Here is a 21745-nt window from a genome sequence, read left to right as displayed (position 1 = left end):
GAGTACGACCGCCGGTCCCGTAGTCGCGCGTTCAGTCGGGATCCGCTGCGTCCGGCTTCGCCGCCGGCCTGCAGCCGGGCACCACCGCCGTCGCCGGCACCAGCCACCACGCGCGCCGGTTGGAACGCCCGGCGAATTCCGCCTTGCTCCGGTCGATGCACTCCGACAACGCCGGCTCCTGCACCAGCAGCCAGCGTCGCTGCGGGGCTTCGCCCTGCCAGGCGATGGCTTGCCGCAGCTGCTCGTGCCAAGGCACGCGGAAACCGAACGTCGCCGCCGGGCGCTGCGCCATGAGCAGGTTCTGCTCCTTCCACGCCACCAGGCCCAGCTGCGCGTCGGCGGGCAGGCGCCGGTCGATGGCGGTCATCAGCCCGCGCGCCGAACTGGAGTCGTTCAACAGGGGATACACCAGCAGGCCGTAGAGCACCCAGACCACCGCCAGGCTCGACAGCAGCGCGGCCAGCGGCCGGCGCAGGCCGAACCACAGCAGGCCGGCCCACGCGCCACCGCCCATCGCCAGCAGCGTCCACGCGAACGGCGCAGCGCTGGCGTGCAGGCCGCGATCGCCGATGAGCTTGGCTTCGAACCCCGGATTGCCCAGCAGCATCGCCAGGCCGGCGCCGGTCAACAGCAGCGCGAACAGCGCGGCGAACGCGAACGCGATGCGCCGCGGCCAGGCCTTACGCACGATGCCCGGCAGCAGCGGCGCGAACGCCAGGCACGCCATCGGCAACGCCGGCAGGATGTAGACATCGCGCTTGCCGTTGGGAATGGAGAAGAACAGCAGGACCAGCGCCCACCACAGCAGCGGCAGCAGGTAGCGCGGATCGCGGCGCTGCAGGCGCCGCTTCCACGCCGGCAGCGCCCACGGCAACGCGAGCAGCAACGGCAGCCACATCGAGGCCATCACGGTCAGGTGGTACCACGGCGGCTGGTGGTGGTCCCACGATTGCGCGTAGCGCTTCGCGGTCTGCCGGAACAGGATGTCCTCCATGTATGCGTGGTAGGTCGGGTCCGGGTGGTGCAGCGCGCTGGTCACCATCGGCACCAGCCACAACGACACGGCGAAGACGAACGCCAACGGCCCCAGCAACAACTGCCAGCGCCGCGGGAAGACCACGCCCGGCCACTGCCGCAACGCCCCCAGCACCGCCGGGACCAGCATCAGCAGCGCCAGCGCGCCGACGCCCTTGGTGATCGTGCCCATGCCCGCGGCGAACCAGCCCAGCATCCACATCCGCCAATCGCCGCCGCGCAGGAAGTGGCGCAGCAGGCCGTAGTTGGCCAAGGTGATCCAGAACACCACGGTCGGATCGATCTGCGCCTTCTTCGCCTGGTAGGTGAAGTGCAGGGTGAACAGCAGCGCATAGCCCGCGTACAGGCCGACCCGGCGCGTCCACAGTCGCTTGCCCAGGTCGACCACGCACCACAGCGTGCCCAGCGCAGCCAGCAGCGAGGGCAGCATGAAGGCCACGCGCCAGTTGCCGAACACGCTGTACGCCGCGGCCTGCAGCCACATGAACACCGGCGGCTTGTCCGAATACAGTTCGTTGCCGCGATGCGGGAACAGCCAGTCGCCGCTTTCGACCATGTGCTTCGCGACGAGGGTGAAGCGCGGTTCGTCGGCGGGCCAGGGATCGCGCAGGCCGAGCCCGGCCCCCAATACCAGCAGGGCCAGGATCCAGAACAGCCAGGTCTCGCGGGAACGGGTCGTCTTCAGCATGGCGCGGATGATAGTGGCGTGGCGTGTCGCAGAATTGTCCAGCCCGGCCGCTTCGACGCAACCCGATCGCGAACGCCCCGCCGCCGCAGCGCCGCGTCAGCGCAGGCGGCGCAGGCGGGCGTAGAAGAAGCCGTCGGCGCCGTGTTCGCCCGGCAGGCGCTGGCGCCCGGCGCCGCTGGCACGACCGAAACTGTCGTCGAGCGCCTCGGCCCGTGCGTCGGGCGTGCGCGCGAGGAAGGCGTCGACCTGCGCCGCGTTCTCCGCCTGCAGGATCGAGCAGGTGGCGTAGAGCAGCACGCCGCCGGGGGCGAGGGTCGGCCACAGCGCATCCAGCAGGCGCGCCTGCGTGGCCAGCAACGGCGCGAGGTCGGTTTCGCGCCGATGCAGCAGCACGTCGGGTTGCCGGCGCACGATGCCGGTCGCCGAGCACGGCGCGTCGATCAGCACGGCGTCGAGCGGGGTGCCGTCCCACCAGGCGTCCAGGTGCGCCGCATCGGCCGCACGCAGGCGCGCCTGCGCATCGAGGCGGAGGCGGGCGAGCGTGTCGCGCACGCGGTCGAGGCGCCGGGCATCCACGTCCAGCGCGGTCAGGCGCAGCGCCGGATCGCGCTCGAGCAGGTGCGCCGACTTGCCGCCCGGCGCGGCGCAGGCATCGAGCACGCGCGCGCCCGGGGGCAGCGCCAGCGCATCGGCCACGCGCTGCGCGGAGAGGTCCTGCACCGACACCGCGCCGTCGGCAAACCCGGGCAGCTGCGCCACCGCCACGCTGCCTTCGACGCGCAGGGCGTCGGCGGCAGCGGCGTCCACCTGCGTTTCGATGCCGGCCTCGAGCAGGCGCCGCCGGTAGGCGTCGCGCGACTGCTGCAGGCGATTGACCCGCAACCACAGCGGCGGCGTCTGCGCGCTGGCCTCGAGGATGGCCGCATGCTCCTGCGGCCAGTCCTGCTGCAACCGCGCGCGCAGCCAGTGCGGCCAGTGCGCGGCGGGATCGCCGGGCGGCAGGCCTTCGCGCTGCGCACGGCGCAGCAGTGCGTTGACCATGCCGGCCTGGTGGGCGCGTCCGAGCGCGCGCGCCGCATCGACCGTGGCGGCCAGCGCCGCATGCGCCGGCAACCCCAGGGGATCGAGCTGGGCGAAGCCGGCGTACAGCAGCGCGCGCAGCTCGTCGTCGCGCCGGCCCAGCGGCCGCGGCACCCACGCCTTCAGCGCGGCTTCGAAGCGCATCGGCTGGCGCAGCACGGCGAAGCAGATCGCCTCGGCGAGCGCGCGGTCGCGCGGGTCCGGCAGGGTCGGCAGCTGCGCCGCGAGTTCGGCCTTGAGCGAACGGCCGCGGTGCAGCACCGCATCGAGCACGCGCGCGGCCGCCACGCGCGGGGCGGCGCCGGTGCTCATGCGTTCCTCAGTTCGGGACGGCCGTTGAGGTAGTCGGCGGCGGTGATCGCCTTGCCGCCGTCGCGCTGCAGCGTGCGGATGCGCAGCACGCCGTCGGCGCAGGCGACATCGAGGCCATCGCGGCTGGCGCGCAGCAACGTACCCGGCGTAGCGGCGGGCGCTTCGTCCAAGGCGACGGCACCGTGCAGGCGCAGGCGTTCGCCCGCCACCACCGCTTCGGCCATCGGCCAGGGATTGAAGGCGCGGACCTTGGCGGCCAGTCGCGTCGCCGATTGGTTCCAGTCGAGTCGCGCCTCGGCCTTGTCGAGCTTGTGCGCGTAGGTGACCCCTTCCTCGGGCTGCGGCACCGGCACCGGACGGATGCCCGCGCGCAGCAGGCCCAGGCCGTCGGCCAGCACCTGCGCGCCGAGCGCGGCGAGGCGGTCGTGCAGCTGGCCGCCGGTCTCGCCGGCGCCGATGGCCAGCGCCTGCGACAGCAGCACCGGCCCGGTGTCGAGCCCCTTCTCCATCTGCATCAGGCACACGCCGGACTCGCTGTCGCCGGCTTCGATCGCGCGCTGGATCGGCGCCGCGCCGCGCCAGCGCGGCAACAGCGAGGCGTGCACGTTCCAGCAGCCGTAGGTGGGAATATCCAGCACCGACTGCGGCAGGATCAGGCCGTAGGCGACCACGACCATCAGGTCGGGCTGCAGCGCGCGCAGCGCGTCCTTGGACACGATCGAGCGGAAGTTCTCCGGCTGCACCACCTCGATCCCGCGCAGCAGCGCCTCGCGCTTGACCGGCGACGGCGTCAGCTCGCGGCCGCGCCCGGCGGGACGATCGGGCTGGGTGTAGACCGCGGCCACTTCATTGCGTTGCGCGGCGGCGCGCAGGCAGGGCACGGCGAAATCCGGCGTGCCGGCGAAAACGATTCTCAGGGCCATGAACTATCCGTAGCGTGCAGATGGACGACGCGCATGCGCGTCGCCCGAAACACCGGTTGCAGCAGCGCCGCGGCAGGCGGCGCCGCGCGCATCAGGCCGCGTCGCCCGCCAGGCGGCGCTGCTTGGCCAGCTTCTTGCGCACCATCTCGCGCTTGAGCGGCGAGAGGTAATCGACGAACAGCTTGCCGAGCAGGTGGTCCATCTCGTGCTGGACGCACACCGCGAGCAGGCCGTCGGCTTCCAGTTCGAACGGCTGGCCATTGCGGTCCAGCGCCCGGACGGTGATCTGGTTGGAGCGGGTGACGTCGGCAAAGATGCCGGGGACCGACAGACAGCCCTCCTGGTAGACCTGGTCGCCGCTGCGCGCGGTGATCACCGGATTGATGAACACCAGCGGCCGGGTTTTGTCTTCGCTCACGTCTATGACCATGAAGGTCTTGTGCACGTCGACCTGGCTCGCCGCCAGGCCGATGCCGGGCGCGTCGTACATGGTCTCGAACATGTCGTCGAGCAGGCGCTGGAACGCCGGGTCGGCGATGGCCGCGGGATCGACCGGCACCGCCTGGGTACGCAGTCGCGGGTCGGGGAATTCAAGGATGGGAAGCAAGGCCATGGTTCTGGTTCTCTGGGCCCCCTCCGCCGAGGGGGAGGCCGGGTCGCCGGGGGTGGCGACGGGGCGATGAGGGGAAACATGCAACCGGTCACTGAAGCGCCGTGCGCTCCAGCAGGCGGCTTCCCGGGAAAACGGGGGCCGCGGTCACATCGTCAAGCACAGGTCGAATTGTAACCCCGCAAAGCCCGGCCAACGCTTGCAAACGCGCGCATCTTCTGGGCTATAGTGCCCAGGCCCGTGGGGAAAACTGGCAAGGGGAATCAAGTACATGGCCGCCATGCTTAAACCAATCCGCACGGTTATCACCGCTGCGTTCCTGACCATCGCCACCGTGTCCGTCGCGCAGGAAATGCGCGGGGATCACCCCGACACCTACACGGTCCGGCGCGGCGATACCCTCTGGGACATCGCAGGCAAGTTCCTGAAGCGGCCGTGGCTGTGGCCGGAGATCTGGCAGGCCAACCCGCAGATCAAGAACCCGCACCTGATCTATCCGGGCGACGTGATCTCGCTGGCCTACCTCGACCGCGTCGCGGTGACCCAGGGTCCGCGCGACGAAGCCCCGCTCACCGGCGTGCCGCTCAAGGACGTCGAGCCGTTCCTGAAGAACCTGCGCGTGGTCGACGAGTTCGAGGACCTGCCCTACGTGGTCGGCCTGGAAGAAGACCGCCTGCGCGCCTCGCTCGACCAGGTCGCCTACGTCCGCGGCCTCGCCGACGCCCAGCCGGGCCAGCGTTACGCCATCGTCCGCCCGACCGTGCGCTACAACGCGATCAACCCGAAGCGTTGCTGTGACGTCACCACGACCAAGCCGGAAGACCTCGACTTCCGCGGCCGCACCACCAAGTTCACCGAGCAGCTGTGGAACCACCAGATGCCGGCGAGCAAGGGCGAGTTCCTCGGCTACGAGCTGATGCAGCTCACCACCGCCACCGTCAGCCGTGGCCCCGGCGGCCAGTCCGACGCCGCCACGCTCGTCCTCGACCAGTCCGGTCGCGAAGTGCGCGTCGGCGATCGCCTGATCGCAGTCGAGGCCCAGCCGTACGACCTGCAGTTCTTCCCGCACCCGCCCAAGCAGGAATTCGCATACGGCAAGGCCAAGGTGCTCGCGGTGGCCGACATGATCAGCACCGGCGGCCCGCGCGACGTGGTCGCCCTCTCGGTCGGCGCCCGCGACGGCGTGGACAACGGCACGGTGTTCTCCGGCTGGCGCGTCGGCAGTACCACCCCGGACCGCGTCGCGGTCGGCGACGATCGCAGCCCGGACGCACCGGGCAGCAAGGTCCGCCTGCCCGACGAGTTCTCCGGCCACATGATGGTGTTCCGCACCTTCGACAAGGTCAGCTACGCGCTGGTGATGGACAGCATCCGCCCGACCCGCGTCGGCTACGAACTGAAGCACCCCGACGCGTCGAACTGATCGTCGCTTCGAAACCGCAACGGCGCCGCAAGGCGCCGTTGTCGTTTGTGCCGCCCAAAGGCAACGCCGAAAAGTCAGTCTCGTCATCCCCGGCGCAAGCCGGGATCCAGCTTTTCTCGCCACGTTCCTGAAGAGCTGGATTCCGCGCCGGAATGACGACCAATTCAACGCCCGCCCGAATTCTTTTCTGCGTGCCGACGCATCGGGCGATCGCTTGATGGTTCGTGGCGCCGCCGCCGAGATTCACGTGGAAAACTTCCGCGACCAGCGCACGCGTATGGCCGCAATCGTTCAGACATAGCGCTGCAGTGCGCGTGAAAGCAGTTTCGGAAAACTCCTACGCGTTCGCACGTCCGCGTCCGGCCGCAATCCCGCGACGTGCGCCGTAGCCTTGGTGGATGCACAACGACGACACCGATGCACTGCTGCGCCTGATCACGGCAGGCGGCGCGGCCGCGCCGCGCAAGGCACTACTGGAACGGCACGGCTCCGCAACCGCCGCACTCGCGGCCGGTGCCACGGCATGGCGCGCGAGCGGCCTGTCCGACGCGCAGGTGCACGCCCTGCGCAGGCCGGACGCGGCGAAACTCGAAGCGGCACGGCACTGGTGCACCGACGCGCGCCACCACCTGCTCGGCTGGAACGATGCCGACTATCCGTCCCTGCTGCGGCGCAGCCCCAACGCGCCGCTCGCGCTGTTCGTCGCCGGCGATCCCGCGCTGCTGTGGCATCCGGCGATCGCCATCGTCGGCAGCCGCGCGGCCACGCCCGGCGGACGCGACAACGCCGCGGTCTTCGCGCGCTGCTTCGTCGCGTCCGGCTTCGCCGTGGTCAGTGGCCTGGCCGCGGGCGTCGATGCCGCCGCGCATCAGGCAGCGCTGGAAGCGAGCGGCGCAACCGTCGCCGTGCTCGGCACCGGCCCGGACGTACCGTATCCGCGTGCGCACGCCGACCTGCACGCGCGCATCGCGGCGACGGGCGCAATCGTCAGCGAGCACTTGCCCGGCACCGGCGCGCGCACCGAACACTTCCCCAGCCGCAACCGCATCCTCGCCGGGCTCGCCCTGGGCACGGTCGTGATCGAGGCCGCCGAGCGTTCCGGCGCCCTGATCACGGCGCGGCTCGCGGCCGAGGCGGGGCGCGAGGTGTTCGCGGTACCCGGATCGATCCACAACCCGCTGGCCCGCGGCTGCCACCGGCTCATCCGCGACGGCGCCGCCCTGGTCGAAACCGCCCGCGAAGTGATCGCGGCCTTGGCCCCCGCGGCGCAGGAACTGGCGGCCGACTTGCGGATCCGGCTGGACAGCCCCACATCCCCTGCAGGCGCCGCAGCGGCTGCCGATCCGGGGCCAGACGAGGGTCCGGAAGGGTCACAAACCGACCCGCCACGCCAGGACGGCGACCACCAGAAGTTGTGGAAGGCGCTCGGTCATGACCCTACAGATATGGACCAACTCGTCACCCGGACCGGATTGACGCCTGCCGAACTGTCCTCCATGCTGCTGCTCATGGAGCTTGACGGCCGGGTAACAGTGCAGCACGGCCGGTATCACCGGAGTCGTTGATCCGCCCCATGAGGCACGGTTCTTGCGGCACCCCAAGTAAGCCCCAACCCGCCCATCGCGCCGCCAGCGGCGCAGGCCGAGGGAAATGAAAGAGAGCATCCTGGACGTCCTGCTGTACCTGTTCGAGCACTACTTCACCGAGGACGCCGACCTCGTCCGCGACCACGATTCGCTCCGCAGCGGCCCCCTCTTCGAGGAGCTCGGCCAGGCCGGCTTCAGTCCCGCCGAGATCAACAAGGCCTTCGAGTGGCTCGACGCGCTCGCGTCGCAGCGCCCGAGCACGGCCACGCCGCGCGCCAACGGCCCGACCCGCATCTACTTCGGCCCCGAGCTGGACAAGCTCGACGTCGAATGCCGCGGCTTCCTGCTGTTCCTGGAGCAACACGGCATCCTCGACGCCGACCAGCGCGAACTCGTGCTCGACCGCGCGATGGCGCTGGACCAGGACGAACTCGACCTCGACGACCTCAAGTGGGTCGTGCTGATGGTGCTGTTCAACCAGCCCGGCAGCGAGGCCGCGTACGCCTGGATGGAAACCCAGATGTTCACGGACGAACCCGAACCGGTACATTAGCCGCGCTTCGGTCGCCGATGCCTGGGGAGGCGTCGGCGACGCGTTAGAAAAAGTGCCGCGATTGCAGGGACGAGCCTCGGGGGGAGGCGATGATCGATTGGTATTACCACGCTCCCGGCGAGGGGCGCGTCGGACCGTTGTCGGCCGAGACCATGCGCAAGCGCTACCAGGACCGTGTGATCCAGCGCGACACGCTGGTCTGGCACGCCGGCCTGCGCGAATGGCAGCCGCTGGAGCAGCTCGCCAGCGAACTCGGCATCGAACGCCTGCATGCGCACGGCGGCGCTGCGTCCGTCCCGCCGCCGATGCCGATGGGCGCACCCTCTTCATCCGCACACCACGCCCCTTCGACCCCGCGCGGCAAATACGCGCGCGCACCACTGCGGCAGAAGAAGACGCTGTCGAGCGGTGCGATCGCGCTGATCGTCGCCGCCGTCGCGATCCCGGGCGTGATGATCATCGGCGCGCTGCTGCTGCCGGCCTACCAGGACTACGTCCGCGACGCGACCCGCCTGGGCGCCGTGGAAGGACTGTCGAACGGCCTCAAGCGCGTCGTCGCGGAGCACGCATTACGCACCGGGCGCTGTCCGGCCAACGATGACACGCGTCTCGCCCCGGTGCGGCGCAACATCCGCCAACGCGCCGCACTGAACCTGCGCTTCGCCGACATCGACGGCGGCTGCGCGTTCGAGATCGCGATCGATGCCGACGGCCAGGCGCTGGATGGCAAGGCGCTGCGTTACGAGGGCCGCCCCGATGCCGAGGGCTTCGCCTGGGACTGCAGCGGCGGCGACATGCCGGACGCGTACCGCCCTTACGAATGCCGCCGCGACGGCTGATCCAGGAGAACGCCCGATGACCCAATGGTTCTATGCCGACGACCAGCGCAACCGCGTCGGCCCGATGTCCGCCGACGAACTGCGCGAGCACTACCGCCAGCGGCGCCTGCGTCGCGACAGCCTGGTGTGGAGCGAGGGCATGGTGCAGTGGCTGCCGCTGGAGCGGCTGGCGCTGGAGCTCGACATCGACTCGGTCACGCCGGACGCCACGCTGCCGCCGCCGGTGCCGACGGGCATCGGCGCCGCGCCGCCGGCGAACCGCGCGCCGCCGCGCAAGCAGGGCATGTCGGGCTGCCTGATCGCGTTGATCGTCTGCGCGGTCGTTGCCGTGCCGATGATCGCGATCCTCGCCGCGATCGCCATCCCGGCCTACAACGACTACACGCAGAAGGCGAAGGTCGCCGAGGCGATCGCAATGGTCGCGCCGGTCAAGGCCGCCATCGCCGAACACGGCGTGCGCGAAGGCCGCTGCCCCGACAACGACAGCGCCGACCTGGCGCCGCTGCTGGCGCAACTCGCGCAGAGCCCGCGCATCGCCGCGACGCGCGTGGGCACGCTCGAAGGCGGACATTGCGCCTTCGAGATCACCCTGCGCGGCATCGGCGCGCAGGACGGCAAAACGCTATTGTTCGAAGCCGATGACGATGTCTCGCGTTGGGACTGCAGCGGCGGCGACCTGCCCGACCGCGTCCGTCCCGCGCAATGCCGCACCAATCCGAACCCGACCTGAGCACACGCCCATGAGCCAGTGGTACTACAGCGATTACCAGCGCAACCGCCTCGGCCCCGTCGCCGCGAGCGATCTCGCCGACCTGCACCATGCCGGCCAGTTGCAGCCGGACACCCTGGTCTGGCGCGAGGGCATGCCGCAATGGCGCGCCTGGCGCGAAGTGATGACCCAGGCCTTGAACGAAGCCGCGGGCCGCACCTCGCCCGCCGCCGACGCCGTGCCGCTGTCGGCGGGCGTGAACCCGTACGCGATGGCCGAACCGCTGCCGTCGGCGGCGCCGGCCTTAGCCGCGGCCGCCGCTGGCCCGTCGCTGGGCACGCTGTCGTCGACTGCCACGCTGGGTGCGGGCGCCAACCCCTACGCCGTCGCGGAGCCGTCCTCGCCCTACGCGCCGCCGCGCGCCGCGCTGCATGACGGCAACGCCTACGTCGGTGGCGGCGAAGTGGTCTATGCCGGCTTCTGGAAGCGCTTCGCCGCGTACTTCATCGACTCGGTCCTGGTCGGCATCGTCACCTGGATCGTGCAGATGATCATCATGGCCGGCTTCGGCGCCAGCACCGGTCTGGCCGCGCGCAGCGATCCCGGCAGCATGATCGCCAGCGCCGGCATCGTCGGCTTCCTGTTCGGCATGGTCATCGTGCCGCTCGCGATGCAGGCGGTGTACTTCGCCTGGATGCACTCGTCCGACCGCCAGGCCACGCTGGGCAAGATGGCCGTGGGCATCAAGGTCACCGACGACGACGGCCAGCGGATCAGCTTCGCCCGCGGCATCGGCCGCTACTTCGCCGCGATCCTGAGCAGCCTGATCCTGTGCATCGGTTACCTCATGGCCGGCTTCACCGAGCGCAAGCGCGCGCTGCACGACATGGTCGCCAGCACCCTGGTGGTGGACCAGTGGGCCTTCACCGCCCATCCGGAACGCCAGCGCCACGAACTGGGCACCGTCACCATCGTGATCGCGGTGATCGCCGGCGTGCTGATGGTGGGCTACCTGCTGCTGATCATCGGCGCCGTCGTCGCCCTGGGCATGGCCGCCGGCGCGCACTGAACCGGCCCCGGAGGCACGCGGGACGGGGTTTCCGGTCCCGCTTCGGCGGCCGCGGCTTGACAGCGCCGGCCGCCTCGTGATTCCACTAAAAAAGGAAAAACACCCGACGCCCGTGGCCCCCGGCCCCGGGCGTTGCCTTCTCTGCTGTCGTTTGGCGTTCCTCCCCCATAGCCCGGGAACGCCCGGAACCGGACTCCCCCATGGCCAAGAACCTCCTCATCGTCGAGTCGCCCGCCAAGGCCAAGACGATCAACAAGTACCTGGGCAAGGACTTCACCGTCCTGGCCAGCTACGGCCATGTGCGCGACCTGGTGCCCAAGGAGGGCGCGGTCGACCCCGAGCACGGCTTCGCCATGCGCTACGACCTGATCGAGAAGAACGAGAAGCACGTCGACGCCATCGCCAAGGCGGCCAAGGGCGCCGACCACCTGTTCCTCGCGACCGACCCGGACCGCGAGGGTGAAGCGATCAGCTGGCACATCGCCGAGATCCTCAAGGAGCGCGGCCTGCTCAAGGACAAGACGCTGCAGCGCGTGGTGTTCACCGAGATCACGCCGCGCGCGATCAAGGAAGCGATGACCCAGCCGCGCGCGATCGCCAGCGACCTGGTCGATGCACAGCAGGCGCGCCGTGCGCTGGACTACCTGGTCGGCTTCAACCTGTCGCCGGTGCTGTGGCGCAAGGTGCAGCGCGGCCTGTCCGCCGGCCGCGTGCAGTCGCCGGCGCTGCGCATGATCGTCGAGCGCGAGGAAGAGATCGAAGCCTTCATCGCCCGCGAATACTGGTCGGTCGAAGCCGAGTGCGCGCATCCGTCGCAGTCGTTCACCGCCAAGCTGACCAAGCTCGACGGCAAGAAGTTCGAACAGTTCACCATCACCGACGGCGACACCGCCGAAGCCGCGCGCGCGCGCCTGGTCAAGGCCGCCGCCGGCGCGCTGCACGTCACCGACGTCGCCAGCAAGGAACGCAAGCGCCGCCCGGCCGCGCCGTTCACCACCTCCACCCTGCAGCAGGAAGCCGCGCGCAAGCTCGGCTTCACCACGCGCAAGACCATGCAGGTCGCGCAGAAGCTGTACGAAGGCGTGGCGATCGGCGAGGAAGGCACGGTCGGCCTCATCACCTACATGCGTACCGACTCGGTCAACCTGTCGCAGGATGCGCTGGGCGAGATCCGTGACGTGATCGCCCGCGACTACGGCACGCGCGCCGTGCCGGACAAGCCCAACGTCTACACGACCAAGTCGAAGAACGCGCAGGAAGCGCACGAAGCCGTGCGTCCGACCTCCGCGCTGCGCACGCCGGCGCAGGTCGCGCGCTTCCTCAGCGACGACGAGCGCAAGCTGTACGAACTGGTGTGGAAGCGCGCCGTCGCCTCGCAGATGGTCCCGGCCACGCTCAACACCGTGTCGGTCGACCTCGCCGCCGGTTCCGAACACAGCTTCCGCGCTTCGGGCACCACCGTGGTCGATCCCGGCTTCCTCGCCGTGTACGAGGAAGGCAAGGACACCAAGACCTCGGAAGACGACGACGAAGGCCGCAAGCTGCCGGCGATGAAGATCGGCGACCGCGTGCCGCTCGACCGCATCCACGCCGACCAGCATTTCACCCAGCCGCCGCCGCGCTTCACCGAAGCGGCGCTGGTCAAGGCGCTGGAGGAGTACGGCATCGGTCGTCCGTCCACCTACGCCTCGATCATCCAGACCCTGCTGTTCCGCAAGTACGTGGAGATGGAAGGCCGCAGCTTCCGTCCCTCCGACGTGGGCCGCGCGGTGTCGAAGTTCCTCAGCAGCCACTTCACCCAGTACGTCGACTACGACTTCACCGCCAAGCTCGAGGACGAGCTCGATGCGGTGTCGCGCGGCGAGGAGGAATGGATCCCGCTGATGGAGAAGTTCTGGGGACCGTTCAAGGAACTGGTCGCCGACAAGACCGAGTCGGTCGATCGCTCTGAAGCCACCGGCGCGCGCGAACTCGGCACCGATCCCAAGAGCGGCAAGCCGGTGAGCGTGCGCCTGGGGCGCTTCGGGCCGTACGCGCAGATCGGCGACAAGGACACCGACGAGAAGCTGGAATTCGCCTCGCTGCGTCCCGGCCAGTCGATGCACACCATCACCATGGAAGATGCGCTGGAGCTGTTCAAGCTGCCGCGCAAGCTCGGCCTGAGCAACGACGAGGAAGTCAGCGTCGGCATCGGCCGCTTCGGTCCGTTCGCCAAGCGCGGCAGCGTCTATGCCTCGCTGAAGAAGGAAGACGATCCGTACACGATCGACCTCGCCCGCGCGGTGTTCCTGATCGAGGAGAAGGAAGAGATCGCGCGCAACCGCATCATCAAGGAATTCGCCGGTAGCGACATCCAGGTGCTCAACGGCCGCTTCGGCCCGTACCTGTCGGACGGCAAGCTCAACGGCCGCATTCCCAAGGACCGCGAGCCGGCGTCGCTGACGCTGGAGGAAGCGCAGCAGCTGATGGAAACCACCGGCAAGCCGATGCGCGGCCGCTTCGGCAAGAAGGCCGCGGCGAAGAAGGAGCCGGCGGTGAAGAAGGCCGTCGCCAAGAAGGCCGCCGGCGACAAGCCGGCCGCGAAGAAGGCGACCAAGAAGGTGGCGAAGAAGGCCGCCAAGAAGGCGACGACCAAGACCGCGGCGAAGAAGGCGGTGAAGAAGGTCGCCAAGAAAGCCGCGAAGACGGCGAAGGCCTGACGGCTGCCCGTCGCATGAGCGCACCGCTGTCCCACGATGCCGCCGTCCGCGTGTTGCGCGACGGCGGCGTCATCGCCTGCCCCACCGAAGCGGTGTGGGGCCTCAGCTGCGATCCGTTCAACGAGGCGGCGGTGCGGCGCCTGCTGGCGATCAAGCAGCGCGACGTCGCCAAGGGGCTGATCCTCGCTGCGGCCACGCGCGCGCAGTTCGACGGCCTGCTCGATGCGGCCGCACTGCCGCGCGAGCGCCTCGCCGTCGTCGAAGCGAGCTGGCCGGGGCCCAACACCTGGATCGTGCCGGCCACGGCCACGGTGCCGCGCTGGATCACCGGCGCGCATGCGGGCGTCGCGATGCGCGTCAGCGCCCACCCGATCATGGCGGCGTTGTGCGAAAAATTTGGCGGCCCGCTGGTGTCCACCAGCGCCAACCGCGCCGGCGAACCGCCGGCGTTCCAGCGCGACGCGCTCGATCCGGCGCTGCTGGCGCTGCTCGACGGCGTCAGCACGGGCGAAACCGGCGGCCTGGCCGCGCCCACGGCGATCCGCGACGCGCGCAGCGGCGACGTGCTGCGCCTGTGAATCGCAATCGCCGCACATCGCGGCGAACATCGCGTTAACGAAACCCGGCGTAGCGTTCGCCCGCCGGCCGCAGCCCGCGGTCGATTTCCCCAGGGAGAGGACGCAATGAAGCTCCGCCACATCGCCGCGCTGACGCTCGGTTGCCTGATCGCCACGACCGCCAGCGCGCACGACCCGAAGACCGACGCGCCGCCGCCGATGACGCCGGAGCAACAGGCGGCGATGGCCGCCTGGCAGAAGGCCTCCACGCCCAACGAGCGGCACCAGCAGCTAATCGCCGAGTTCGCGGGCACCTGGAACACGAAGATGACCTCGTGGATGGATCCCTCGGCGCCGCCGCAGGTGGAAACCGGCAAGTCGGTCAACACCGCCGTGCTGGGCGGCCGCCAGTTGCGCATGGACTACAGCGGCCAGTTCATGGGCCAGCCGTTCCAGGGCATGGGTTACACCGGCTACGACAACGTTACCGGCAAGTACTTCAGCACCTGGTCGGACAACATGTCGACCGGCCTGTTCGTGGCCGAAGGCAGCTACGACGCGGCCGGCAAGGTCTACAACTACACCGCGACGATGAACGACCCGATGCAGAACGGCGCGCCGGTGCCGGTGCGCGAAACCATGCGCGTCGTCGACAAGGACCACGTCACCTTCGAGATGTACGAAACGCGCGACGGCAAGGAGCGCAAGAGCATGCAGATCGAGTACACGCGGGCGAAGTAGGTTCCTGTCTTCGCATGCGGGGAGGGAAGGGCCGGCGCTGCCGGCCCTTTCTTTGCTGCTGCGCTTTCCGCTGCCGCGGCCTGAACCCGCAGCAACATCCATCGCCGCCGGCTTCCCCGCATCGCCGCGCGGGCGCAAGATGCCGCCCATGAAACGCACCCACCCCGTCCTGCCGTCGATTGCCTGCGCGCTGCTGTCAGGCGCCGCGCTGCTGGCGCTGCCGGGCGTGCGGGTGCACGCCGCCGAGGTGACGATCTACCGCTGCACCGACGGCAAGGGTCAGGTGGCGCTGCGCGATACGCCGTGCCGCGCCGGCGAGAAGCAGGAAACGCGCAGCATGGTGCGCCCGACCGATCCGCCGCCGCGCCCACTACCGGCCACACCTGCGACCGCAACGAAGCCGGCCTCGGAGGCGACCACGCGCTACGTCCTGGTCACGCCGCCGCAGCCGCTGTACGAATGCGTCAGCGTCGACGGCGAGCGCTACACCAGCGACAGCGGCCAAGGCCGCCCGCGCTGGGAACCGCTGTGGGCCTTCGGTTACCCCGCCGTGCCGATGCGACCCGACGGCGGCGTCAGCGCCAACATCGGCTTCCGCAGCGGCGACGTGCGCGGCCACGTCCGCGTCGGCGACCCCGGGCATCCCTCGCACCACGGCACCGTCCTCGTGCCGGCGGTCCCCACCGGGCAATGGGTGTACGACGAATGCCACCGCCTGCCGCAGGCCGAGGTCTGCGAGCGCCTGCGCGACGACCGCTACGCCCTGAACCGCCGCTGGAACATCGCCCAACCCAGCGAACGCGCGCAGATCGACCGCGAGACCCGCGGCATCGACGCGCGCCTGGCCAACGACTGCGGAGGCAGTTGATGCTCGATGCAATCCGATCCGGGCGGCGCCTGCTGTCCAGCACCGTCCTGTCCGGCGTCGTCCTGCTGGCCACGATGGGCACCGCGTCCGCCCAGGGCGTGGTCATCTACCGCTGCACCGACGCCAGCGGCGCGCTCACCATCCAGAACGGCACGCCCTGCCCCAAGGGCAGCAAGCAGGAACGCCGGGTGATGGAAGCCGCGCCGACGCCACCGGCGGGCTACACGCCGCCGCTGCCGGCGCCTGCGCCGCAACCGGTGGTGGTGCCACGCGCGCTGCGCGCGCCGCCGGTCGTACCGCCGCCGCCCGCGCCCCCCGCCGCGGCGGAGCCCGCCGTCGCCGACGGTGATCGGCTGCCGCCGCCGTGGCTGTACGAGTGCCGCACCTACGACGACGACCGCTACTTCAGCGACAACGGCGATCCGCGGCCGCGCTGCGTGACGCTCACCACGACCGGCCTGGGCGGCATGATCGAGAACGGCAGCAACACCTCCGCCTGCGAGATGAAACTCGACCAGTGCCAGCGCGTGCCCGACGGCGCGCTGTGCGATGGCTGGCGCCGGCGCCTGCGCGATGCCGAGTCCGCATTGCGCTACGGCGCCAGCGAGGACCGCGCCAAGGCCGAAGCCGAGGTGCAACGGCTGACGCGCGTGGTGCAGGAGACCACCTGCGGCCGCGCCAGCCCCGGTCCCTAGCCTCCCGTCCCTTGCCCGGCCCGATCGTTCACCCGATGGGACGGTGAGACCGAATTCCGCCGTCTACCGGCGCAATCGTCCTGCCTTCAGGATGCGCGGCAAGCCAAAGGGACCGTCCGGTCCCGGCCAACGCCTCAAGGCAGGAGTCACAAATGAAGAAGGTCCAGGGCATCTACAGCGCCCCGCGCCCGCATTGGGTGGGTGACGGCTTCCCGGCGCGCTCGCTGTTCTCCTACAACAGCCACGGCCGCCACCTCAGCCCGTTCCTGTTGCTCGACTACGCGGGTCCGCACAAGTTCGACCCGGCCGCGCAGCCGCGCGGCGTCGGCCAGCACCCGCACCGCGGCTTCGAGACGGTCACCATCGTCTACGAGGGCGAGGTCGAGCACCGCGACTCCACCGGCGCCGGCGGCAAGATCGGCCCGGGCGACGTGCAGTGGATGACCGCGGCGTCGGGAATCCTGCACGAGGAGTTCCACTCGCACGAGTTCACCCGCAGCGGCGGCACGCTGGAGATGGTGCAGCTGTGGGTCAACCTGCCGGCCAAGGACAAGATGGCCGCGCCGGGCTACCAGACACTGCTCGACGCCGAGATCCCGGCGATCGAACTGACCGACGGCGCCGGCAAGGTGCGGGTGATCGCGGGCGAGTACGCCGGCCATCGCGGCCCGGCGCGCACCTTCACGCCGATCGACGTGTGGGACGTGCGGCTCAACGCGGGCCACGCGACGCAGTTCAGCGTGCCCGAAGGCCGCACGCTCGCGCTGGTGGTGCTCAAGGGCACCGTGCAGGTCAACGGCACGCAGGTCGCGCGCGAGGCGCAGATGGTGACGCTCGGCCTCGACGGCCGCGACGTCCACGTCGAAGCCAACAGCGATGCCACCGTGCTGCTGCTCAGCGGTGAACCGATCGACGAACCCATCGTCGGCTACGGCCCCTTCGTGATGAACACGCAGGAGGAGATCAGCCAGGCGATCGTCGACTTCAACGGCGGCAAGTTCGGCCGCATGCAGTAACACGACCCGCGCCGGCCCCACACGGGGTCGGCGCTGTTTTCGACCCACGCGACCGCGTGCATTCCCCGATCCACGCGGATGGCGTAAGTTCTGCCGACGCCGCCGCTGCAGGAGACAACCATGAAGAAGGTCGGTTTGGCCACGATCGCATCCACCGGCGCGCAGTACCTGCACCGCATCCACGTCGGGCATTTCGACCTCGACACCGACGAGCCCAAGGCGCTGGGCGGCCAGGGCGCCGGCCCGGCGCCGTTCGACTACTACCTCGCCTCGCTGTCGGCCTGCACCGCGATCACCCTGCGCATGTACGCCGAGCGCAAGGGCTGGGAGCTGGGCGAATTCCGCGCCGAGCTGGCGCTGAGCTTCGACGACGACGGCAAGGTGCACGTGCACCGTACCCTGCACTCCGACCAGCCGCTCAGCGACGAGCAATGGGCGCGCCTGCTCGAGATCGTCGCCAACACGCCGGTGACCAAGGCGATGCGCGAAGGCGCGGTGATCACCAGCGAACGCGGCAGCTGACTTCCACGGAGAGCATTCGAATGGGCAACATTTCCACCGTCACCGCCCGCAACGGCGCCGCGCCGTGGTCGGTCCAGCTGGGCGACGACCTCGGCCACGCCTGGCTGGGCGACGAACCCGTCGACAAGGGCGGCGCCGACCTCGCGCCCGACCCCACCCGCCTGCTGCTGTCGGCGCTGGGCGCGTGCACGGTCATCACCCTGCAGATGTACGCCGCGCGCAAGCAGTGGCCGCTCATCGGCGTCGAGGTCGAACTGCAGTTCAATCCCGCCGGCAAGCCCAAGAGCGGCACCGACATCACCCGCCGCATCGTGCTGCAGGGCGAACTGGACGACGAACAGCGCGCACGCCTGCTGCAGATCGCCAACGCCTGCCCGATCCACAACGTGCTGGTCGGCGAAGTGCGCATCGACACGTCGCTGGCCTGACGCAACCTTCGCGGAAGCGCGCGCGGTCATCCCGCACGCGCCCTCGCTCACCCCTGGCTCTCGCGCAAGGTCACGCTCGGCGGCGCATCGAGCACGCGCCGCGTCGCGAACAGGCCCGCGGCGAGCGCGGCCAGCATGCCCAGCGCGCCACCGACCGCCGCGAGCGTCCAGTCCGGTCGCCACGGCAGGTCGAACACGCGATCGGCGATGACGCCGGACAGCAACGACGAGGCGATCGCCGCGACCAGGCCGGCGATCAAGCCGATCGCCGCGAATTCCGAGGCCTGCGCCAGCCGCAACTGCCGGCGGCTGCCGCCGAGCGCGCGCATCACCCCGCCTTCGAGCAGGCGCTCGTCCTGGCTGGCGCTGATCGCCGCCATCAGCACCAGCAGGCCGGCGGCGAGCGAGAGCCAGAACACCACCTGCACCACCCGCGACACCTGGTCGCCGGTGGCGCGCACCTGCGCCAGCACGGCGTCGACGTCGATCACCGAGAGGTTGGGGAAACGTTCCACCAGGTCGGCGGTGAAGCGCGTTTTCTGCGCCGGCACGCTCACCGCGGTGATGTGGCTGGCCGGCAGGCCGTCGAGCGCACCGGGCGAGGCGATGACGAAGAAGTTCGGGCGGAAGCTCTCCCACTCCACGCTGCGCAGGCTGGTGATCGGCGCTTCCAGGCGCTGCCCGGCGATGTCGAAGGCGATGCGATCGCCGATCTTCCAGCCCAGCGACGCGGCGAAGTCCTCCTCGACCGAGAACTGCGCCGACACGCGCGCGCCGTCCTTCCAGAACGCGCCGTCGACGACCTTGTTGTCGTCGCGCAGCGCGGCGGCCGAGGACAGGTTGAACTCGCGTTCGCTGCGCCGGCGCGCGCGCATTTCGTCGTCGTCCTGGGGCGCATCGCCGTTGCGCGCCGCGTTCGCGACCGGCTGGCCGTTGTGCGCGACCAGGCGGCCGCGCACCATCGGATACAGCGTCGGCGCGGCGATGCCCTGCGTGGCGATGAAGTCGCGCAGCGGCTGCACCTGGTCGTCCTGCACGTTGATGATGAAACGGTTGGGCGCGTCCTGCGCCAACGACAGCTGCCAGCGATCGAGCAGGTCGGTGCGCACGAAGGTCAGCAGCAGCAATGCCATCAACCCCAGGCCGAGCGCGGACACCTGCGCGATGCTGATGCCGGCGCGGCGGCTGACGTTGGCCAGGCCGTAGCGCAGGCTGCCGCGCAGGTGCGGGCGCAGGCGGCGCACGGCGAGGATCAGCAGCCACGCCAGCAGCGCGAGCACGAGGAAGGTCGCGCCGATCCCGACCAGCATCGCCACGCCGAGCGTTGCCGAGCCCGCCTTCCACCACAGCAGCGCGGCGAGGCCGCCCAAACCGGCGAACGCGACCAGCCAGGCGCTGGGTTCGGTGGTATCGAGGTCGCGACGCAGCACGCGCAACGCGGAGACGCGGCGCAGCGCCAGCACCGGCGGCGTACCGAACGCGAGCAGCACCACCAGGCCCACGCCGAGTCCCTGCACGGCGGGCAACCAGCCGGCCGCGGGAATCGACAGCGACAGCATGCGTGCCAGCCAACCGCCCAGCACCCATTGCACCGCGAACGCCAGGGCGACGCCGACGATGCTGGCGATCACGCCCATCCACAGCAGTTCGCCGACGTGGATGCCGACCAGCGTGCGTTGGCTGGCGCCGAGGCAGCGCATCACCGCCGCGCCTTCGATGTGGCGCGCGCTGTGGCGGCGCGCGGCCATCGCCACCGCGATCGCCGCCAGCACCACCGACACCAGCGCGGCCAGGCCGAGGAAGCGTGCGGCGCGTTCGAGCGCGGAACGGATTTCCGGGCGCGCCTGGCCGATCGTTTCCAGACGCTGGCCGCGGCCGAGCGCGGGCTGTGCCGTCGCGACGAAGCGCTCGACCGCGCCGGCGTCGCCGGCCACGACCAGGCGATAACCGACGCGGCTGCCTTCCTGCACCAGGCCAGTCGCAGCGAGGTCGGCGAGGTTGAGGAACACCTTGGGCGCGACGTTGAAGTAATCGAGCGACGCATCCGGTTCCTGCGCCACCAGCGCGACCAGGCGCAGCGACGCATCGCCCAGGCGCACGGTGTCGCCGATCGACGCGCCCAGCGTGTCGACGCCGGCGCGGCTCATCCACACGGTGCCGCGCGCAGGAATGGCGTTCGCCTCGCGCTCGACCTTGTTGGCATCGAGCACGCGGAACGCGCCACGCAGCGGGAAGCCCGGCCCCAGCGCGCGCAGGTCGCCCAGGCGCAGGCTGTCGGCATCGCCCGGCGCGGCGCCGTCGCGCGCGACGCGGATCATCGAATTGAGTTCCACCGTTTCGGTCATGCGCAGACCGCGCGCCTGCGCCGCGGCGCGCACCGCACCGGCGATCGGCGCATCGCCGCGCACCACCGCGTCGCCGCCCAGCAGGCGGTTGGCTTCGATGGCGAGCGCGCGTTCGGCGCGGTCGGTGACGAAGCCGACTGCAGTGACGGCAAACACGGCCAATGCCAGCGCCGCGAGCAGGATGCGGATGTCGCCGGACTTGAGGTCGCGCCGCAGCTGGCGCCAGGCCAGCGCGATCAGCGTCGGCTTCACGACTGCACCAGCCGGCCGCCGTCCAGGCGCAGCATGCGGTGGCAGCGCTGGGCGAGGTGTTCGTCGTGCGTCACCAGCACCAGCGTGGTGCCGGCGGCGGCGTTGAGTTCGAACAGCAGTTCGATGATGGCCTGGCCGGTGCGCGTGTCGAGGTTGCCGGTGGGTTCGTCCGCGAACAGCAGCGACGGCCGGGTGACGAAGGCGCGCGCCAGTGCGACGCGCTGCTGTTCGCCGCCGGAGAGCTGGCGCGGGTAATGGCCGAGGCGTTCGCCCAGGCCGACGCGCGCCAGGATCGCGCGCGCCGGTGTTTCCGCATCGGCATCGCCGCGCAGTTCCAGCGGCAGCATCACGTTCTCCAGCGCGGTGAGCGAGGGCAGCAGCTGGAAGCTCTGGAACACGAAGCCGACGCGTTCGGCACGCACGCGCGCGCGGCCGTCCTCGTCGAGCGCGGACATCGGCTCGCCCTCGAGCACGATGCGGCCGCTGCTGGGCGCATCCAGACCCGCCATCAATGCGAGCAGCGTGCTCTTGCCGGACCCGGACGCGCCGACTATCGCCACCGCATCGCCGCGCGCGATGGTGAATCCGACGTCGGCGAGGATGGTCAACTCGCCGCTCGGCAGCGCCACGCGCTTGCCGAGGTTGCTGACTTCCAGCGCATGCGCGGACGCCGCGGCGTGGGGGAGGATGGCGGCGTCGGCTTGCGCCGGCAGCGGATCGGCTCTATTCATCGATGGACATCCTTCGGCGGCGGCACGTCATCACGCGGTCCGCGCCCGCTACGGTTTCGGAGAA

The 21745-nt window shown here is 70.4% G+C and carries 20 protein-coding genes; 14 read left to right on the top strand and 6 right to left on the bottom strand.

The window, feature by feature from the left end; translation table 11 throughout:
- Nucleotides 1–31: 31 nt before the first annotated feature.
- The 4 genes from H8B22_RS08885 to def all read right to left on the bottom strand — a co-directional run bounded on the left by H8B22_RS08885 (nucleotide 32) and on the right by def (nucleotide 4651).
- A complete protein-coding gene (locus tag H8B22_RS08885) occupies nucleotides 32–1723 on the bottom strand; it encodes an ArnT family glycosyltransferase (RefSeq protein WP_187711089.1) in 1692 nt (563 codons plus the stop codon).
- A gap of 96 nt (nucleotides 1724–1819) precedes the next feature.
- Nucleotides 1820–3115, bottom strand: coding sequence for a 16S rRNA (cytosine(967)-C(5))-methyltransferase RsmB (gene rsmB / locus H8B22_RS08880; protein WP_187711088.1), 1296 nt, complete (start codon nucleotides 3113–3115; stop codon nucleotides 1820–1822).
- Nucleotides 3112–4032, bottom strand: coding sequence for a methionyl-tRNA formyltransferase (gene fmt / locus H8B22_RS08875; RefSeq protein ID WP_187713593.1), 921 nt, complete (start codon nucleotides 4030–4032; stop codon nucleotides 3112–3114). The genes rsmB and fmt overlap by 4 nt, the downstream gene beginning before the upstream one ends.
- Before the next feature lie 97 nt (nucleotides 4033–4129).
- Nucleotides 4130–4651, bottom strand: coding sequence for a peptide deformylase (gene def, locus H8B22_RS08870; protein ID WP_187711087.1), 522 nt, complete (start codon nucleotides 4649–4651; stop codon nucleotides 4130–4132).
- Between the two features lie 277 nt (nucleotides 4652–4928).
- Between def and H8B22_RS08865 the strand changes: the two genes are divergently transcribed.
- The 14 genes from H8B22_RS08865 to H8B22_RS08800 all read left to right on the top strand — a co-directional run bounded on the left by H8B22_RS08865 (nucleotide 4929) and on the right by H8B22_RS08800 (nucleotide 18353).
- Complete coding sequence (locus H8B22_RS08865; protein WP_187713592.1) at nucleotides 4929–6071, top strand: LysM peptidoglycan-binding domain-containing protein; 1143 nt, start codon at nucleotides 4929–4931, stop codon at nucleotides 6069–6071.
- 398 nt (nucleotides 6072–6469) lie between these two features.
- Nucleotides 6470–7636 (top strand): DNA-processing protein DprA, encoded by a 1167-nt coding sequence (dprA, locus tag H8B22_RS08860; RefSeq protein ID WP_187711086.1) that lies wholly within the window; start codon nucleotides 6470–6472, stop codon nucleotides 7634–7636.
- Nucleotides 7637–7721: 85 nt separating this feature from the next.
- The gene (locus H8B22_RS08855) at nucleotides 7722–8210 is read left to right on the top strand and encodes a DUF494 family protein (RefSeq protein ID WP_187711085.1); all 489 of its coding nucleotides are present in this window, start codon (nucleotides 7722–7724) and stop codon (nucleotides 8208–8210) included.
- 89 nt (nucleotides 8211–8299) lie between these two features.
- On the top strand, nucleotides 8300–9049 hold the full coding sequence (locus H8B22_RS08850) for a GYF domain-containing protein (protein ID WP_187711084.1): 750 nt from the start codon (nucleotides 8300–8302) through the stop codon (nucleotides 9047–9049).
- Nucleotides 9050–9065: 16 nt separating this feature from the next.
- On the top strand, nucleotides 9066–9779 hold the full coding sequence (locus H8B22_RS14930; protein ID WP_187711083.1) for a GYF domain-containing protein: 714 nt from the start codon (nucleotides 9066–9068) through the stop codon (nucleotides 9777–9779).
- A 10-nt stretch (nucleotides 9780–9789) separates the two neighbouring features.
- Nucleotides 9790–10827 (top strand): RDD family protein, encoded by a 1038-nt coding sequence (locus tag H8B22_RS08840; RefSeq protein ID WP_187711082.1) that lies wholly within the window; start codon nucleotides 9790–9792, stop codon nucleotides 10825–10827.
- A gap of 200 nt (nucleotides 10828–11027) precedes the next feature.
- A complete protein-coding gene (locus tag H8B22_RS08835) occupies nucleotides 11028–13526 on the top strand; it encodes a DNA topoisomerase I (RefSeq protein WP_187711081.1) in 2499 nt (832 codons plus the stop codon).
- 14 nt (nucleotides 13527–13540) lie between these two features.
- Nucleotides 13541–14104, top strand: coding sequence for an L-threonylcarbamoyladenylate synthase (locus tag H8B22_RS08830; RefSeq protein WP_187711080.1), 564 nt, complete (start codon nucleotides 13541–13543; stop codon nucleotides 14102–14104).
- 105 nt (nucleotides 14105–14209) lie between these two features.
- Complete coding sequence (locus H8B22_RS08825; protein WP_187711079.1) at nucleotides 14210–14824, top strand: DUF1579 domain-containing protein; 615 nt, start codon at nucleotides 14210–14212, stop codon at nucleotides 14822–14824.
- A 148-nt stretch (nucleotides 14825–14972) separates the two neighbouring features.
- A complete protein-coding gene (locus tag H8B22_RS08820; RefSeq protein WP_187711078.1) occupies nucleotides 14973–15692 on the top strand; it encodes a DUF4124 domain-containing protein in 720 nt (239 codons plus the stop codon).
- Nucleotides 15692–16387: a DUF4124 domain-containing protein gene (locus H8B22_RS08815; protein ID WP_187711077.1), complete on the top strand. Its 696-nt coding sequence runs from the start codon at nucleotides 15692–15694 to the stop codon at nucleotides 16385–16387. Before H8B22_RS08820 ends, H8B22_RS08815 begins: the two co-directional genes overlap by 1 nt.
- 152 nt (nucleotides 16388–16539) lie before the next feature.
- A complete protein-coding gene (locus H8B22_RS08810) occupies nucleotides 16540–17403 on the top strand; it encodes a pirin family protein (protein WP_187711076.1) in 864 nt (287 codons plus the stop codon).
- Between the two features lie 120 nt (nucleotides 17404–17523).
- A complete protein-coding gene (locus tag H8B22_RS08805) occupies nucleotides 17524–17925 on the top strand; it encodes an OsmC family protein (protein WP_187711075.1) in 402 nt (133 codons plus the stop codon).
- A 20-nt stretch (nucleotides 17926–17945) separates the two neighbouring features.
- Nucleotides 17946–18353: an OsmC family protein gene (locus tag H8B22_RS08800; protein WP_187711074.1), complete on the top strand. Its 408-nt coding sequence runs from the start codon at nucleotides 17946–17948 to the stop codon at nucleotides 18351–18353.
- Nucleotides 18354–18400: 47 nt separating this feature from the next.
- Here H8B22_RS08800 and H8B22_RS08795 read toward each other — a convergent pair whose 3' ends face one another.
- Both H8B22_RS08795 and H8B22_RS08790 read right to left on the bottom strand, forming a co-directional pair.
- Nucleotides 18401–20950, bottom strand: coding sequence for an ABC transporter permease (locus tag H8B22_RS08795; protein ID WP_225876173.1), 2550 nt, complete (start codon nucleotides 20948–20950; stop codon nucleotides 18401–18403).
- Nucleotides 20947–21681 (bottom strand): ABC transporter ATP-binding protein, encoded by a 735-nt coding sequence (locus H8B22_RS08790; protein ID WP_187711073.1) that lies wholly within the window; start codon nucleotides 21679–21681, stop codon nucleotides 20947–20949. The genes H8B22_RS08795 and H8B22_RS08790 overlap by 4 nt, the downstream gene beginning before the upstream one ends.
- Nucleotides 21682–21745: the final 64 nt, after the last annotated feature.

The organism is Lysobacter terrestris, assembly GCF_014489475.1.
Classification (GTDB): domain Bacteria; phylum Pseudomonadota; class Gammaproteobacteria; order Xanthomonadales; family Xanthomonadaceae; genus Agrilutibacter; species Agrilutibacter terrestris.
The sequence above is the reverse complement of the archived record's forward strand: the minus strand, read 5'-3'. Positions and strand labels throughout refer to the sequence as shown.